The organism is Burkholderia sp. AW33-5 (genome assembly GCF_053427615.1).
Genome location: NZ_JBSAXA010000014.1, coordinates 120,266 through 135,778 on the forward strand (window position 1 = coordinate 120,266; position 15,513 = coordinate 135,778).

Sequence of the window (15,513 nt, forward strand, 5' to 3'; positions counted from 1 at the left end):
GAATTGCCGCAATTTTACCCGGCGCGCCTCCCGAGCCGCCGCCTTTTTTCGTCCGGTTACATGGTCGGTCGGCTGCCCCGGCCGGGTGCCGGCGTGCGTGGCGCGGCGGCTCGGCGCGAAAGCGGCGGTAAAACCGGGCGGCTGAACGCATGGTCCCGCTCCGACCCCGCCAACCTTCAGACGACAAAAAAGCCGGCGCCGCAACGGGGCGACGCCGGCTTCGTCGCACGGGCACGCGACGCGAATCGCGTGCGTGACGTTACGCGAGGGCCTTCTCGACGATCTCGCGCACGTCGCGCGATTTCGCGCCGGCGGCGACCTGCTCGAGCGCCTCGCGCATCCGGTCGCGCAGCGCCGGCGTGAAGCGGCGCCACAGTTCGAGCGAGCGGGCGAGGCGAGCGGCGACCTGCGGGTTGATCGCGTCGAGCGCGAGCACCTGTTCGGCCCAGAACGCGTAGCCCGAGCCGTCCGCCGCGTGGAATTGCGCCGGGTTCGCCGCGCAGAAACTGAAGATCAGCGAGCGTGCGCGGTTCGGGTTCTTCAGATTGAACGCGGGGTGGGCCATCAGCTTGCGGACCTTCGCGAGCGTCGGCTGCGTGGACGTGCCGCGCTGCGCGGCCTGCATCGCGAACCACTTGTCGATCACGAGCGCTTCCTTCTCGAAGCGACGGTAGAAGTCGTCGAGCGCGTGTGCGGCCGCGTCGTTCGCGCCTGATGCCGCGGCGGACAGCAGCGCGCCGAGCGCGGCGGCACGATCGGTCATGTTGTTCGCCGCGTCGTACTGCTCGGTCGCGATGCGCACGGCGTCGGCCGGATCCTCGAGTTCGGCGAGATACGCGAGCGCGAGGTTCTTCAGCGCACGGCGGCCGGATGCGTCGGGCGTGGGCTCGTACGCGCCCGGCGTCTGATGCTGCTCGTACGCGGCGAGCCACTCGGCGCGCAGCGCGGTCGCGAGCTGGCGGCGCACGAACTGGCGCGCGCGATGCACGGCGGCCGGATCGGCTTCCGCCATCTGGTCGGCCAGATAGGTTTCCGACGGCAGCGTCAACGCAAGTTCGCGGAACGCGGGCGACAGGTTTTCATCGGTCAGCACGCGGCGGAACGCGGCGACGAAGTTCTCGCCGAGCGTGAGCGGCTCGTTCGCGGCGGCGCGCGCGGTGAGCGTCAGCAGCGCGCGCGTCGCGAGGCGCTGGCCGGCTTCCCAGCGGTTGAACGGGTCGCTGTCGTGGGCGAGCAGGAAGGCGAGGTCGTCGTCGCTGTAGTCATACTCGACGATCACCGGTGCCGAGAAATTGCGCAGCAGCGACGGCAGCGGCTGCTCCGGCACGTCGACGAACGTGAAGGTCTGTTCGGTGTCGGTGAAGTCGAGCACGCGCGTCGTGCCCGACGCGGCCGCTTCGCCGTCGAGACGCAACGGCAGGTCGCGGCCGTCGCGGCCGATCAGGCCGATCGCGAACGGAATCAGCAGCGGCCCCTGCTGCGTCTCGCGCGCGGCCGGCGACGCATCGCCGTAGCCTTGCGCGAGCGTGACCGTGTAGCGGCGCGCGGCTGCGTCGTACGCGGTGCGCACCGACACGCGCGGCGTGCCGGCCTGGCTGTACCAGCGTTCGAATTGCGCGAGATCGCGTCCGTTTGCGTCGGCCATCGCATGACGGAAGTCGTCGCACGTCACGGCGTGACCGTCGTGGCGCTTGAAGTACAGGTCCATCCCCTTGCGAAAGCCGTCGCGGCCGAACAGCGTCTGGTACATCCGCACGACTTCCGAGCCTTTCTCGTAGACGGTCATCGTGTAGAAGTTGTTGATCTCGACGTAGCTTTCCGGACGCACCGGATGCGCCATCGGGCCTGCATCCTCGGCGAACTGCAGCTGGCGCAGCACGCGCACGTCCTCGATGCGCTTGACCGCGCGGGCCGCGGAGTCGACGTCGTCGCCCGCCGCCATGTCGGCCGAGAATTCCTGGTCGCGGAACACCGTCAGGCCTTCCTTCAGGCTCAGTTGGAACCAGTCGCGGCAGGTCACGCGGTTGCCGGTCCAGTTGTGGAAGTACTCGTGGCCGACCACCGATTCGATGTTCGCGAAGTCGGTGTCGGTCGCGGTCTCGGGGTTCGCCAGCACGTACTTCGTGTTGAAGATGTTGAGCCCCTTGTTCTCCATCGCGCCCATGTTGAAGTCGCCCACGGCGACGATCATGAAGCGGTCGAGATCGAGCTCGAGGCCGAAGCGCTTCTCGTCCCAGCGGATCGAGTGAATCAGCGAATCCATCGCGTGACGGGTCTTGTCGAGGTCGGCCGGTTCGACCCAGACCTGCAGCAGCTTTTCCTTGCCGGAGCCGGACGTGATCTTCTCCTCGATCGCGACGAGCTTGCCCGCGACCAGCGCGAACAGATAGCTCGGCTTGCGGAACGGGTCTTCCCATTTCGCGAAGTGGCGGCCGTCGGGCAGCTCGCCCGAGTCGACGAGGTTGCCGTTCGACAGCAGCACCGGATACGCGGTCTTGTCGGCGCGCAGCGTGACGGTGTACGACGCCATCACGTCGGGGCGGTCGAGGAAGTAGGTGATGCGGCGAAAGCCCTCGGCCTCGCACTGCGTGAAGAAGTTGCCGCTCGACACGTACAGGCCGGACAGCGTCGTGTTCTGGTCCGGCGCGCACGCGCTGTCGAGCGTGAGCTCGAACGCGTCGGGCACGTTTTCGACGGTCAGCCCGTGTTCGTGCACGCGCACCGCGCCGTACGGCGCGCCGTCGAGGTGTGCACCGAGGAATTCGAGCGCTTCGCCCAGCAACTCCAGGTGCGGCGTCGGCGCCGCGTCCGGATTGCGGCGCACGCGCATCGTATTCCTGACGATCGTGCGGGCCGGCGCGAGCTCGAATTCGAGCGCGACGGAATCGATGAGGAAGGCCGGCGGCGTATAGTCGGCGCGGCGGATCACGGTGGAGGAGGCGTTGTCGGACATGGTCGTCGAGATCGGTGGAATGGGGATCGGGCCCGCGGCGCGGGCCGGGCGAACCGGGCCATTGTACAAAGGCTGGCGGCTGCGTGCCGGGCGAACTTTTTACCGGTTCCGGCTGTCCGCGTATTATCGGCATCCCGTGCGGTTCGCGCGGTGCGACGAACGGATGACGGATCGACGAGGATCGACATGAAACACGAATGGATTCAACGGAGTGCGGGTTGGGCGGCGGTGCTGTGCGTGGCGCTGCTGACGGGCTGCACGAGCTACGTGACGACGCAGGTCACGGCCTTCTCCGACTGGAGCGGCAGCGACGCGACACGCACGTACGCCTTCACGCGCACGGATGCGCAGAAGCACAGCATCGAGCAATCGACTTACGAGCCGATCGTCGCGAACGAGCTGTCCGCGTATGCATTCAGGCAGGTGCCGGCCGCGCAGGCCCGCTATCTGATCGGGCTGGCCTACGGGGTCGGCAGTGATCTGGTGACGGTGCCGCAGCCGGTTTACTACGACCCGTGGTTCATGGGGCCGGGGCCGTACTGGCGGGGCGGGCCGTGGGGCCCGTGGGGGCCCTGGGGGCCGATGCCGGCCGGCTACGTCGCGCAGACCTATCAGGTCTTCGACTACACGCTCGGCATCCGGATCACCGAGCGCGCGACCGGCAAGGAAGTCTACAACGTGACCGCGCGCACCACCGGCGACAACGGTGCGCTGCTGTATGCGATGCCGTTCCTGGCGCGCAGCGCGCTCGCCGATTTCCCGTTGGCGAACGGCGCGATCCGCACGGTGCGGTTGCCGGTCGACAAGCACGGCGGCCCGGCCGCGCCGGCCGCCAACGAGCGTGCGGTGCCGGCCGTGCCGGCATCGGGGGCGGCGGTCGCGAAGTAACGCGGTATCGACACCGGCGCGGCCGTCCGGCCGCGCCACGTGCCTGCGCGCGTCACGCCCCGACGCCCAGCAGCGCCAGCGCGCCGAGCACGACGAACAGCACGGCCGCGATGCCGTGCACCAGCTTCGTCGGCAAGCGGTGCGCGAAACGGTCGCCCAGCAGGATGGCGGGCACGTTCGCCAGCATCATGCCGAAAGTCGTGCCGGCCACCACGCCGATGTAATCCTGGAAGCGCGCGGCGAGCGCGACGGTCGCGATCTGCGTCTTGTCGCCCATTTCCGCGAGGAAGAACGCGACGAGCGTCGCGCCAAACACGCCGAGCCGCGAGCGGTTGGCATTGGCTTCGTCCGCATCGAGCTTGTCCGGCACGAGGATCCACAGCCCCATCGCGATGAACGAGAACGCGAGCGCCCAGCGCATGATCGACGGCGTGACGAGCGCGCCGAGCCATTCGCCGAGCGCGCCGGCGAAGCCGTGGTTCACGAGCGTCGCGACGAGTACGCCAAGAATGATCGGCACGGGCTTGCGATAGCGCGCGGCCAGCACGAGGGACAGCAGTTGGGTCTTGTCGCCGATTTCAGCGAGGGCGACGGCGCCGGTGGAGATCAGGAAGGCTTGGGACACGTACGGGGTTCCACGGGCCGGTGTTGTGCGTGCGAGCGACGATCCACCGCGCGCCGGGCCCTGATGCGGCGCGCAGTGAACCATCGGTCTCGCCAGGCCTTCGTGGCTGCGTCCGCCATGGCCGAAAGGCCAAGTCTGTTGACGGACGCCTCCGTCACGATGCGCGCTGTTGGCGCGGGGCATCGAGCGGAGCGGCTACTCCCCAATGAGCGGCGAATTCTAGCATGCCGTGGGGCGTGCGCGGTGTGCGAATCCGGTTGCGCCGGCATGCGTCGCGACGCACGCCGGCGCAGGCATGGGCCGGCGCGCGCGCGTTACGCGGCGGCGGTGCGGCGTGCGGCGCCGCGCTCGTGCACGAGCTGGCCGGCCGCATACGTGCGGTACACGGCGCGGTCGTCGCCGAGCAGCGCGAACGCGAACAGCAGTTCCTCGAGCGACTCCGCGCGTTTCGTGCGGCGCGCGAGCAGCGGCGTGGCCTGCGGGTCGAGCACGACGAAGTCGGCTTCGGTGCGCGGCGCGAGCGTGCCGACGGTATCGGCGAGGTCGAGCGCCTGGGCGGCGCCGGCCGTCGCGAGCCAGAACATCCGCGTCGCGGTCAGGTGGTGGCCCGACAGCCGCGCGACCTTGTGCGCCTCATTCATCGTCTGCAGCATCGAGAACGACGTGCCGCCGCCGACGTCGGTGGCGAGCGTGACGGGCACGTCGAATTCGCCGGCCTTGTCGAAGTCGAACAATCCGCTGCCGAGGAAGAAGTTCGACGTCGGGCAGTGCGCGACGACGGTGCGCGTCTCGGCCATCCGGCGACGGTCCTCGTCGTCGAGGTGGATGCAGTGGCCGTACACCGCGCGCGGGCGCAGCAGCCCGTAACGATCGTAGATGTCGAGATAGCTGCGGTGGCCGGGGAACAGCTCGGCCACCCATTTCACTTCATCGACGTTTTCCGCGACGTGACTCTGCACGAACACGTCCGGATGGCGACGCGCGAGTTCGCCGCATGCCTCGAGCTGCGCCTCGGTGGACGTCGGCGCGAAGCGCGGCGTCAGCGCATACATCTGGCGGCCCTTGCCGTGCCAGCGGCCGATTAGCTCGGCGCTGTCGTCATAGCCCGATTGCGCGGTGTCGCGCAGGAATTCGGGGCAGTTCCGGTCCATCAGCACCTTGCCCGCGATCATCCGCAGGTCGCGCGCGTCGCTCGCCGCGAACAGCGCGTCGGCCGACTGCTTGTGCACGGTGCAGTAGACGAGCGCGCTCGTCGTGCCGCAGGCGAGCAGTTCGTCGACGAAGAAGTCGGCGACCTCGCGCGCATGTTCCGGATCGCCGAACCGGCGCTCGGTCGGGAACGTGTACTTGTCGAGCCACGGCAGCAGGCCGGGCGCCGGCGACGCGATCATGTCCGTCTGCGGATAGTGGATGTGCGTGTCGATGAAGCCGGGCACGATCAGCTTGTCGCGCAGGTCATGGACGACCGCGTCGCGCGCGAGCGTCGCGGCGAGCCGCGCATGCGGGCCGGCCGCGACGACCTTGCCGTCGTCGACGATCAGGAGGCCGTCGGTCTCGTGGTTCGCGGCCTGGCTCGACTGCGCCGGGTCGCCGTTGAAGGTCAGCAGTTGGGAACGGAAAGCGGTTTGCGTCATGACGAATGGTCCTGCATCAAGGTAAGGCGAACAGAAGAAAACGGTCGGCGCCGCGCGGGCGACGGCATGGCGGGTGCTGTCCGGGCATGCGCGACGCGGCGAAGCGTGAAGGCCGGGGCGCCGCGGATGGCGAACGCGCACGCGAGCGTGGCGGCATGTGCGACGGACGCGGCGGCGAGCTGCATGACGAGCCGCCACGACAGGCTTCGGCGCGCGACGTCGCACAACGCCGCCGCCACGCGGGCGACGGGCGCGGCGTCGGCGTGTGCGCGCGGGGCACGCACGCGGCCGGCGTGGCGCAGGGTCGAGCCGATCGCCACGAAGCGGATGTCGTCGACGTGTTTCATCTGTCTAGCGAACCTCGATGCCGGCCGTCACGCGGCCTGCCAGTACGAATCGAGACGCGCGATCAGCGCATCGCGCTGCGCGGCGTCGACGAACGACGCCTCGAAGCCGTTGCGGATCACCGTGTGCACTTCGGCGTCCGTCAGTTGCAGCCCGTCGACCGTCGCGAAGTAGTTGTCGTTCACGTAGCCGCCGAAATAGGCCGGATCGTCGGAGTTGATCGTCACCGCGACGCCGCGATCGAGCAGCGCCTTCAGCGTGTGTTTCGTCATGTCGTCGAACACGCACAGCTTCAGGTTCGACAGCGGGCACACGGTCAGCGCCGTGCGCGTGCGCGCGAGGCGTTCGACGAGCGCCGCGTCCTCGATGCTGCGCACGCCGTGGTCGATCCGATCGACCTTCAGCACGTCGAGCGCTTCGTGGATGTAGGCGGGCGGACCTTCCTCGCCCGCATGCGCGACGAGCTTCAGCCCGAGCGCACGCGCCTTCTCGAACACGCGCGCGAACTTCGTCGGCGGATGGCCGAGCTCGGACGAATCGAGACCGACGCCGATCAGCCGGTGGCGATAGCGTTCGAACAGCGGCAACGCGGATTCGAACGTCGCGAGCGCATCTTCTTCGGACAGGTGGCGCAGGAAACACAGGATCAGCTTGCTCGACAGCCCGCGCTGCTCGGCATCGGCGAGCGCGCGGTCGATGCCGGCAACGACCGTCTCGATCGGCACGCCGCGTTCGGTGTGCGTCTGCGGGTCGAAGAACAGTTCGGTGTGGACGACGTTGTCGGCGAGTGCGCGTTCGCAGTATGCGGCCGTCATGTCGTAGAAATCCTGCTCGGTCAGCAGCACGCTCGCGCCGGCGTAATAGATGTCGAGGAACGACTGCAGGTCGGTGAACGCATACGCGGCACGCAGCGCGTCGATCGACTCGTACGCGAGCTTCACGCCGTTGCGCTGCGCGAGCGCGAAAATCAGTTCGGGCTCGAGCGAGCCCTCGATATGGATGTGCAGCTCCGCTTTCGGAGCGCGGGCGATCTTGTCCTTGAATGTCGGGGTCATGGCGTTGTTCTTGGTCGGTCAGAATTGTGGGGAAACCTGCACGGGCGCGTTCGCCTCGACGGCCTGGAGCAACTGCGCGGCCACCGAGATCGCGATCACTTCGGGCGCCTTGTCGACGATGCCTTCGACGCCGATCGGGCAGCGCATCCGCGCGAGCTGGGCCGGATCGATGCCGATCGCCGCCAGCCGATGATCGAACTGCATGCGCTTGGTGCGCGAGCCGGTCATCCCGAAATACGCATAGTCGCCGCGCCGCAGGATACGTTCGGCCAGCACGAAATCGAGTGTGTGGTCGTGCGTCATCACGACGAAGTACGCATGCGGCGGCGCCGTGTCGACGGCATCGGCCGGGCTGGCCATCGCGTCGATCGCGAGATTGTCGATCCCGGCGAGTGCGTCGGCCGGCGGGAACACCGCGTCGGGCCCGTCGATCCAGTGCACGTGGCACGGCAGCGTGGCCAGCACCTTCACGAGCGCGGTGCCGATGTGTCCCGCGCCGAACAGCACGACGGGGAACGCAAATGGCGCGATCGTTTCGGTCATCAGCGACACGCCGCCGGTTTCCCACAGCAGGCAGTCGGCGTGCGCCGCGGGCGATTCGGGCTCGCTGAGCAGCGGCGCGCCCGGCGAGGGGCCGAATGATACGCTACGCACGGTCGCGGCGCCCGCCGCGACGCGCTTGGCGAGCGACATGATCCAGCCGAGGTCGCCGACGTCGAGCCGCTCGAATGCGAGCACGACCGCGCCGCCGCAGCACTGGCCGAGGCTCGGGCCGAGCGCGAGCCGTTCGAGCCGGCGTGCGTGGGGCACGTGCGCGCCGTCCTTCAGCAGGTGCCGCGCGATCTCGATCGCCTTCCATTCCAGATGACCGCCGCCGATCGTATGGCGGGCCGTGTCGCGCGTGACGAGCATCTTGGTGCCGGCCTCGCGCGGCGCGGAGCCGTCGGTGTGCGCGACCGTCACGAGCACGGCCGCTTCGCCGTGCGCGAGCAGTTGCTGCAAATCGCCGAGCCAGGCTTCCATCAGCACGCTCCGGTCGGGACGACGCGGCACGACGCGCGACGCGGGCTGGCGGGCGCGGCGGCAACGAGGACGGATGGGAGCGACGCGGGCCGGCTGCCCGACTGATCCGGTGCGGCGGCCGTGCGCCGAGGGCGCGCGCGAACGACGCCGCGGGACGTGCGGACGCCATGAGGGTGACGGATGCGGATGGTTTGCGTTGTCATGATGAATCCAGTCGACATTGCGGATCGGGCGCGCGTTACGCAGGAGGAGAGACCGCTGGCCTCGCGCACGTAGATCGCCATCCAGTCGCGAAGATAGCACCGCAAGGCGGCGGAAACATTGCCGGGCGGTGATCCGGGCTATCAGGCGGCGATCATGTCGATCATAGGCCCGCCGCGGGGAATCGGGGCGCAGATGCACGGGCATCGGCCCGAAACGCATGTGCGGCGGGGCGTGCGCGCGGATGTCGCGCGACGTGCGTTCACCCGGAAATCCGGGTTGCGGCGGGGGTAGGTGTTTACGCGCGGCGGGCAGGGTGCGGGCGCGTCGGAGCTGCGCCGGCGCAGCCGGGTGAGCGGCGCGACGCGCCCGCGCGGCCTCGACCGGTCGGCCGGACCGCGTGGCGCGTCCGGTCAGCCCGCCAGCTTGCGGCGATGGCGCCAGAGGCTCGAGGCGACGGCGATCAGGATCGCGGCGAAGCCGATCAGCGCCCAGCCCGGCAGCAGGATGCCGAAGATCGGCGGGTAGACCGTTTCGCACAGGCCGGCGACCTTGAACATGCCGGGGAACCACTGGGCGGGCGGCAGGCTGTCGACGATCGGCTGCAACGTGTCGAAGCCGCAGCTGAAGCCCGGATTCATCTGGATCGACAGGTGCCGCGCGGCGGTGCCGACGCCGCCGGCCGCGGCGATCGCGATCAGCAGCTCGAGCACCCAGATGCCGCGCCAGTTGCGCATCCCGGCTGCCAGGAATGCGAAGATCCCGATCGCCGCGAAGAAGTAGCGCTGGATGATGCACAGCGGGCACGGATCTTCATTCTTCACGTACTGCAGATAGAGCGCGCCGGCCAGCAGGGCGATGCACACCCATCCGAGCAGCATCAGCAGGCGGCGTTCACGGCGGAGTGCGAGCGTGGAGTCATTCATGTCGGCGGGATTCCTGTCGTTGGTCGGTCCGATAAACAATCGCGCGATTTTAGCGCGAACGATCTGGCACGAAACTGACAGCGCACGTGCGGCACCCCGCCGCAGCCACTGCGTCCGGGGCATCTGCCGCCGTCATTGCGCCCGTGCGGTCACCGGATCGTGTTCAGCACGGCTTCGACCGCCTGGCCGATCGCGAGCAGCGCGTCGTCGCGATGCGGCGCGGCCGCGAGCATCAGGCCGACCGGCGCTGCATCGCGCGGATGGCACGGCAGGGACAGCGCGCAGGCGTCGAGGAAGTTGAACGCGCTCGGGTTGCGAAGGATCAGCGCGTTGGTGCGCGTGAAGGCGGCGTCGTCCGCTTCGAGTTCGGCGATGCGCGGCGGCACGACCGGCACCGTCGGCGCGACGAGCGCGTCGAAGCGCGACCAGACCGTGTGCGCCGCTTCGTCCAGCATCGCCTGGCGGGCGGCGAGCAGGTCGAGATAGTCGGCCGCGCTCGCCGGCTCGCCCTTCAGGATGCGCGACAGCACGCGCGGATCGTATTGGTCGCGGTGCTGCGCGAGCAGCGGGCGATGCCACGCGTAGGCCTCGATCGGCGAGAAGCCGAAGCGGTTGATGTCCGGCAACCGGTCGAGCGCGGAAAAGCGCACTTCCGTGACGATCGCGCCGGCGGCTTCGAGGTGTTTCAGCGATGCGTCGAGCGCGGCGGCGACATCGGCGTCGACGCCGTCCGTCACATAGTTGGTCAGCACGCCGAGCCGCACGCCTTCGAGTGGCCGTGCGGCCGGCACGTGCGGCTCGAGGCCCGCGAGCATGCGGTCGACGAGTGCGCAACAGGCGACCGTCAGGCCGATCGGGCCGAACGAATCGAGCGTGGTCGACAGCGGCACGCCGCCTTGCGTCGGGATCCGGCTCGCGGTCGGCTTGAAGCCCGTGAGTCCGCACAGCGCGGCCGGAATGCGGATCGAGCCGCCGGTGTCGGTGCCGAGCGCGACGGCCGCCATCCCGTCGGCGACGGACGCGGCCGCGCCGGACGACGAGCCGCCGGCAATCCGCGCGTCGCCCGGCACGTCGCGGCGGTACGGCGAGCGCGGCGTGCCGAAGTGCGGATTCAGGCCGAGCCCCGAGAACGCGAACTCGCTCATGTTGGTGCGGCCGACCAGCACCGCGCCCGCGCGCTTGAGCCGCGCGACGGCGACCGCATCGGACTTGGCGGGCGGCGCGTCGTCGAGCACGCGCGAGCCGGCGCGCGTCACCTGGCCCGCGACGTCGAACAGATCCTTCACCGACACGGGGATGCCCGCGAGCGGCGACAGCACGGTGCCCGCCGCACGCAGGCGGTCGTGGGCATCGGCGGCCGCGCGCGCGTTGTCGGCGTCGACTTCGGTGAAGACGGCGGCACCCTGGCCGGCCGGATCGGCGATCCGGTCGAGCGCGACGTCGACGAGCGCGCGGCTCGTGGTCCGGCCGGCGGCGAGGTCGGCGGCGAGCTGGGCGAGCGGAGGGAAGGGCGTGAAGGTGGTCATGGGCGGCTCAGGGACGAAGATGTTGGACAAGCGTGGCGCGAAACGAGTCGATATGGCGTTCGACGGCCGTGCGAGCGCCGGCGGCATCGCGCGCGGACAGCCGTTCGAACAACTCGAGGTGTTCGCGCTGGACCTCGGACAGGTGGCGCGGCTCGGACAGCGTGACGAACCAGAAGCGCAGCGAGCGTTCGTGCAGCGCGCGCAGGATTTCCGCGAGCACGGTGTTGCGTGCCGCCGCGGCGATCGTCTGATGAAACGCGCGGTCGAGCTCCATCATGCCTTCGACGTCGTGCGTGTCGACGCAGGCCTGCCCGTCGTCGAGCAGCGCGGCCATGCGCGCGAGATCGTCGGGCGTCGCATGGCGGGCGGCGAGTTCGACGCAATGCGCTTCGTTGATGCGGCGCACGTCGATCACCGCGACGATGTCGTCGAGCGACAGCGGCTGCACCATCAGCCCCTTGCGCGGCATCACGGACAGCAGCCCTTCGAGCACCAGCCGGTGGACGGCCTGATGGACGGGCGTGCGGCCGATGCCGGTGCGTGCGACGAGGTCGGCTTCGTTGAGCGCGGCGCCGGGCTTCAGGCGCATCGTGATGATGTCGCGCTGGATCAGCGCGTATGCGCGATCGGCGAGGCTGACCGCCGATGCGGCGGGCCGGTCGTGGAGGGCGTCGGTCAGGTCGTTCATGCGGGCGGCGGCGCGGTGGCCGGGCAGGGCGCGATCATGGCGCGGTCGATCGGGTAGCGTGGGCGATTCGTGAATATTATTGTGATATATCACTGATGTCCAGTTTGCCCGGGCGACTGTCGATGTTGTCGAACGGGGCCGGTGACGCGCGTCGCGGCGGATGCGACGAGTTGCAACAATATCGACAGGATGTTGCTCGTTTACCGCGCGATCGTGCACTGAAGCATAATGAATCCTCGTCAATCCACCACGCGCGAGCGACGTACCAGACCATCGTCATGAGCGAAAACACGCCTTCCCCGGCCGGTCTGCCCGGCACCTCTTCCGCTTCCACCGATTCCCCCCGTTCCAGTCCGGCGCATACGCCGGAGGCGCCCGCCACGCGGGCTGCCGCCGCGCAGATCGTCGCGGCGGACGGCGCGTCGCCGGTCACGGCGGCGTCCGAGCCGGGCGCTGCGGGCACGACAGGCGCTGCCGCAGAAGGCCGTGCAGTGCCGCCGAAACCCGGCGCCGCGCCGCCCGGTTTCGGCGCGCAGCCCGATTTCGACACGCCGCGTCCGCCGCCCGCGAGCGCGCAGAACACGCCGCCCGCGTACCTGAAGCAAAGCGACACGCCGTGGTCGGTGTTCGGCCGGATCGTCGCGGCGCGCGCACGCCGGATCTTCGATCGCGCCGGCCAGCGGATCACGCAGCGCACGCTGCGCATCGGCGTGTCGGCGCGGATCTTCCATCCGGAGCCGGGCGCGAAGGGGCTGCGCGGCAAGACGCTGCAGTATCTCGAGGAATCGATCGCGCACTGGGTGATGTCGCGCGACGTGCTCGTGTTCATGATCCCGACCGTCGGTCACCAGGGCATGCTGCATCCGAGCAACATCCGCCTGCGCGACTACGCGAAGCATCTCGACGGCCTGCTGCTGCAAGGCGGCGCCGACGTGTCGCCGCAAACCTACGCGGCGTCGGATGCGCGCCCCGAGTGGCCGGGCGACCGCGTGCGCGACATGTACGAGCTCGAGCTGTTTCACGAGTTCGTCGAGTCCGGCAAGCCGGTGCTCGGCGTGTGCCGTGGCGCCCAGCTGATCAACGTCGCGTTCGGCGGATCACTGTACCAGGACATCGCGACCGACGTGCCGACCGCGAATGCGCACGTGAGCGAGCATTACGACCAGCATCGCCACGCCATCCGCTTCCCCGACTCGTCGACGCTCGCGAGCATGTTCCCCGGGCGCAGCGAAGCGATCGTGAACTCGATCCACCATCAGGCGATCCGCGATCTCGGCCGCGATCTGAACATCGAGGCCGTGTCGGCCGGCGACGGGATCATCGAAGGCATTCGCTACCGGCGTGCGCCGTTCGTCGTCGGCGTGCAATGGCACCCGGAGTTTCATCGCGCCGGCGGCTCCGAGTTGCTCGACTGCACGCCGCTGCTCGATGCGTTCCTGCGCGCCGCTCGCGAGACCCGCCTGTAACCCGTTCTTGTATTGCCGCGCAGGAAAGCCGGCCGCATCCCGATAAATTCGAGATGCGGCCGTTTCGTTTTGAACGATAATCGCGACTCCCGATTCGTTCGACGGAGTCTGACGTTGGCCTTCCGAGATTTTTCCCCTGCCCGATGCGCGACGTGGATCGTTGCGCTGGCCGCCTGCGCGCACGCGGGCGCGGCGTGGTCCGACGCGACCGCGCCGGTCGCGGGCACGCGCCCCGCGGTGACGAGCCTGAGCGGCGATGCGGCGACCGCCGCGCCGGCGTCCGCCACGGAGGCCGCCGCGCAAGGCAACGTCGCCGAACTCACGCAGATGCTGCATGACGGACGAATCGTCGAGATGCGCACCACCTACAACGGCAGCTATGGCACAAGCCTGATGTTCGATCCGCGCGAGATGACGTATTACGTCGCGCTGTTTCAGGACAAGCATCTGTGGCGCGTGATCAGGTCGCAGGAGAAGAACCGCGCGGAGATGGTGTACGCGAACTTCGTCCAGCAGACGGCGCAGCTCGCGGATGTCGAAATTCGTCGCACCGAACTCCAGGCGCAGAAGACGTTCCTCGAACGCGTGATCGCGCTGCAGGCGAATCGCGCGCAGCAACTGCAGGCCGATCTGAATATCGCGCGCGGCCAGCAGGCCGAGGTCGCGCAGCGGCAGAAGGCGGCGCAGGAGCAGACGCAGGCGCTGCAGATCGAGAAGCGGGCCGCGCAGGTGCAGTTGCGTGATCTGCAGGAGCAGGTACGGCAACTCGAACGGCAGTCCGAAACGGGATTGCCCGCGCACAAGTGACGATTCGGTCCGATGGACCGACGGACGGACGAAAACCCGGCGAAGCCTGCTTCGCCGGGTTTTTTGTTGGGCGCTGTCAGCGGGTGAGCGTATCCGGTACGTCGGTCAGGCGGCGGTGGGATAGTTGCGCTGTCCAGTCGAAGCCGGCGGCGGGCGCATGGGTCGCCGGTGCCGGGCGATCGGCCTGCAGCGCGTTCGCCATCGCGATAAGCGTGAGCGGATCGTCGAGCGGGTCGTGGGGGGCGCCGGGATGCGCAGGCGAACCGACGCGATCGGGCGTCGGCGTGCGCGACGCGTGGTGAGTGACTGACGGGCGGGCGGTGACTCGCGGCGCGGAAGGTGCGTGCACGCGTGCCGTTGCCGTGCGCCTGGTGTCCGAACGATGCGGCGTTGGCGGCGCTGCAGTGGCGACGCGCTGAACGTTCGGTGTCGTGTCGGGGCGGCGCGGCGCTGGCTTGGTCGCCGCGTCGCGTGCGACGGGCAACGCCGCGGCAGGCGTCCCAACCTGCCGTGCCGCGACGCGCTGAGCCGGCGCGATGGTCGGCGTGGCGGGCGCCACCGCGGTCGTTGGCACGGCAACCATGGACTGCACGGGATGCGCCGGCACGACGCCAACGGTCTGAATCGCAGGCGCACGCGCGAAACCCGGGAACGGCTCGTGCGCGGCGATCAGCCAGCCGATGATGCCGAGTGCGCCAATGCTCCAGCAGGCGGCGTGCCGCGCACGCCGGTCGTGCGCGCGACCGGCGGCATGCTCGATGTGCTGGCCGGCGGCGCGCGCCGCAACGGCCGCTACACCGGCGGACACAGGGCGCGCGGCGGGCGGCGATTGCCAGCGGCACGTGCGATGCGGTGCTTCGACGTCGATGCACGAGGTCTTCAGGACGGCAGCGCAGCGCGTGCCGAGGCGGGTGCCGGGCGCGCCGCGGAACGTCCATTCACGGCCGAACGGCGGCACGCCGTCGAGGGGCGCGACACGAGGGCGGGCAAACGGACCTTCGACGGGAACGAGAGGCGTTGGGATCATGAGGGCGGTACGCGGTGCGACACGGGCGACGATGCCGGCAGCGGCGCGAATAGCGTGGCGAGTCGTGACATTGTGGTGAGTCGCCGGCGACCTGTCGATCAGACCGATCTGATTTTCATGCGTTTTTCGAGGCGATTCGTACGAGACGAACGCGGCGACGTTGATCGCGGCCCAGGCCCCAAGGCAATTGTCGGCTTCGCGTGGCATCATTTGCCGACCATGCCGGCGTGCACATCGTTGCGCGGCGTGCCGCCGGCTGGCAACGATGTTCGTGCGCGCCGGTCCGGCGCCACACGCATCGTCGGATCCCTACGGCGCCGATGTCGCGCCATCCGCGCCGAGAGAGAAC

Annotated in this window: 13 protein-coding genes and 1 riboswitch; of the genes, 3 read left to right on the forward strand and 10 right to left on the reverse strand. The window is 69.3% G+C overall.

The genetic code is table 11. The features are described from left to right. Nucleotides 1–259: 259 nt before the first annotated feature. A complete protein-coding gene (gene pepN, locus ACV22V_RS21940) occupies nucleotides 260–2,953 on the reverse strand; it encodes an aminopeptidase N (protein WP_448015543.1) in 2,694 nt (897 codons plus the stop codon). 186 nt (nucleotides 2,954–3,139) lie between these two features. Here pepN and ACV22V_RS21945 point away from each other — a divergent pair, with 186 nt between their 5' ends. Further along, a complete protein-coding gene (locus tag ACV22V_RS21945; protein ID WP_059699460.1) occupies nucleotides 3,140–3,841 on the forward strand; it encodes a DUF4136 domain-containing protein in 702 nt (233 codons plus the stop codon). A 52-nt stretch (nucleotides 3,842–3,893) separates the two neighbouring features. On the opposite strand, the gene ACV22V_RS21950 is transcribed toward ACV22V_RS21945, so the two are convergent. The 8 genes from ACV22V_RS21950 to ACV22V_RS21985 all read right to left on the reverse strand — a co-directional run bounded on the left by ACV22V_RS21950 (nucleotide 3,894) and on the right by ACV22V_RS21985 (nucleotide 11,864). Further along, nucleotides 3,894–4,466, reverse strand: coding sequence for a TMEM165/GDT1 family protein (locus tag ACV22V_RS21950; protein ID WP_059448199.1), 573 nt, complete (start codon nucleotides 4,464–4,466; stop codon nucleotides 3,894–3,896). Nucleotides 4,467–4,557: 91 nt separating this feature from the next. Continuing rightward, a riboswitch (yybP-ykoY riboswitch) is annotated at nucleotides 4,558–4,682 on the reverse strand. Between the two features lie 98 nt (nucleotides 4,683–4,780). Next, nucleotides 4,781–6,100: a guanine deaminase gene (guaD, locus tag ACV22V_RS21955; RefSeq protein WP_059530075.1), complete on the reverse strand. Its 1,320-nt coding sequence runs from the start codon at nucleotides 6,098–6,100 to the stop codon at nucleotides 4,781–4,783. Beyond that, a complete protein-coding gene (locus tag ACV22V_RS21960; RefSeq protein ID WP_448015544.1) occupies nucleotides 6,097–6,447 on the reverse strand; it encodes a hypothetical protein in 351 nt (116 codons plus the stop codon). The genes guaD and ACV22V_RS21960 overlap by 4 nt, the downstream gene beginning before the upstream one ends. Before the next feature lie 27 nt (nucleotides 6,448–6,474). Continuing rightward, nucleotides 6,475–7,500, reverse strand: a complete 1,026-nt coding sequence (locus ACV22V_RS21965) for an adenosine deaminase (protein ID WP_059530071.1) — start codon at nucleotides 7,498–7,500, stop codon at nucleotides 6,475–6,477. 18 nt (nucleotides 7,501–7,518) lie between these two features. Beyond that, entirely contained in the window at nucleotides 7,519–8,523 is a 1,005-nt protein-coding gene (xdhC, locus tag ACV22V_RS21970; protein ID WP_448015545.1) for a xanthine dehydrogenase accessory protein XdhC, read from the reverse strand. Nucleotides 8,524–9,137: 614 nt separating this feature from the next. Beyond that, entirely contained in the window at nucleotides 9,138–9,650 is a 513-nt protein-coding gene (locus ACV22V_RS21975; RefSeq protein WP_059467072.1) for a disulfide bond formation protein B, read from the reverse strand. 149 nt (nucleotides 9,651–9,799) lie between these two features. Then, on the reverse strand, nucleotides 9,800–11,176 hold the full coding sequence (locus ACV22V_RS21980; RefSeq protein WP_448015546.1) for an amidase: 1,377 nt from the start codon (nucleotides 11,174–11,176) through the stop codon (nucleotides 9,800–9,802). A gap of 7 nt (nucleotides 11,177–11,183) precedes the next feature. Continuing rightward, nucleotides 11,184–11,864, reverse strand: coding sequence for a GntR family transcriptional regulator (locus tag ACV22V_RS21985; protein WP_322041400.1), 681 nt, complete (start codon nucleotides 11,862–11,864; stop codon nucleotides 11,184–11,186). A gap of 278 nt (nucleotides 11,865–12,142) precedes the next feature. Here ACV22V_RS21985 and ACV22V_RS21990 point away from each other — a divergent pair, with 278 nt between their 5' ends. Next, nucleotides 12,143–13,330 (forward strand): gamma-glutamyl-gamma-aminobutyrate hydrolase family protein, encoded by a 1,188-nt coding sequence (locus ACV22V_RS21990; protein ID WP_059699470.1) that lies wholly within the window; start codon nucleotides 12,143–12,145, stop codon nucleotides 13,328–13,330. A gap of 114 nt (nucleotides 13,331–13,444) precedes the next feature. Then, nucleotides 13,445–14,137 (forward strand): DUF2968 domain-containing protein, encoded by a 693-nt coding sequence (locus ACV22V_RS21995; protein ID WP_448015547.1) that lies wholly within the window; start codon nucleotides 13,445–13,447, stop codon nucleotides 14,135–14,137. 76 nt (nucleotides 14,138–14,213) lie between these two features. Here the strand turns inward: ACV22V_RS21995 and ACV22V_RS22000 are convergent, their stop codons facing one another. After that, the gene (locus tag ACV22V_RS22000) at nucleotides 14,214–15,374 is read right to left on the reverse strand and encodes a hypothetical protein (protein ID WP_448015548.1); all 1,161 of its coding nucleotides are present in this window, start codon (nucleotides 15,372–15,374) and stop codon (nucleotides 14,214–14,216) included. Nucleotides 15,375–15,513: the final 139 nt, after the last annotated feature.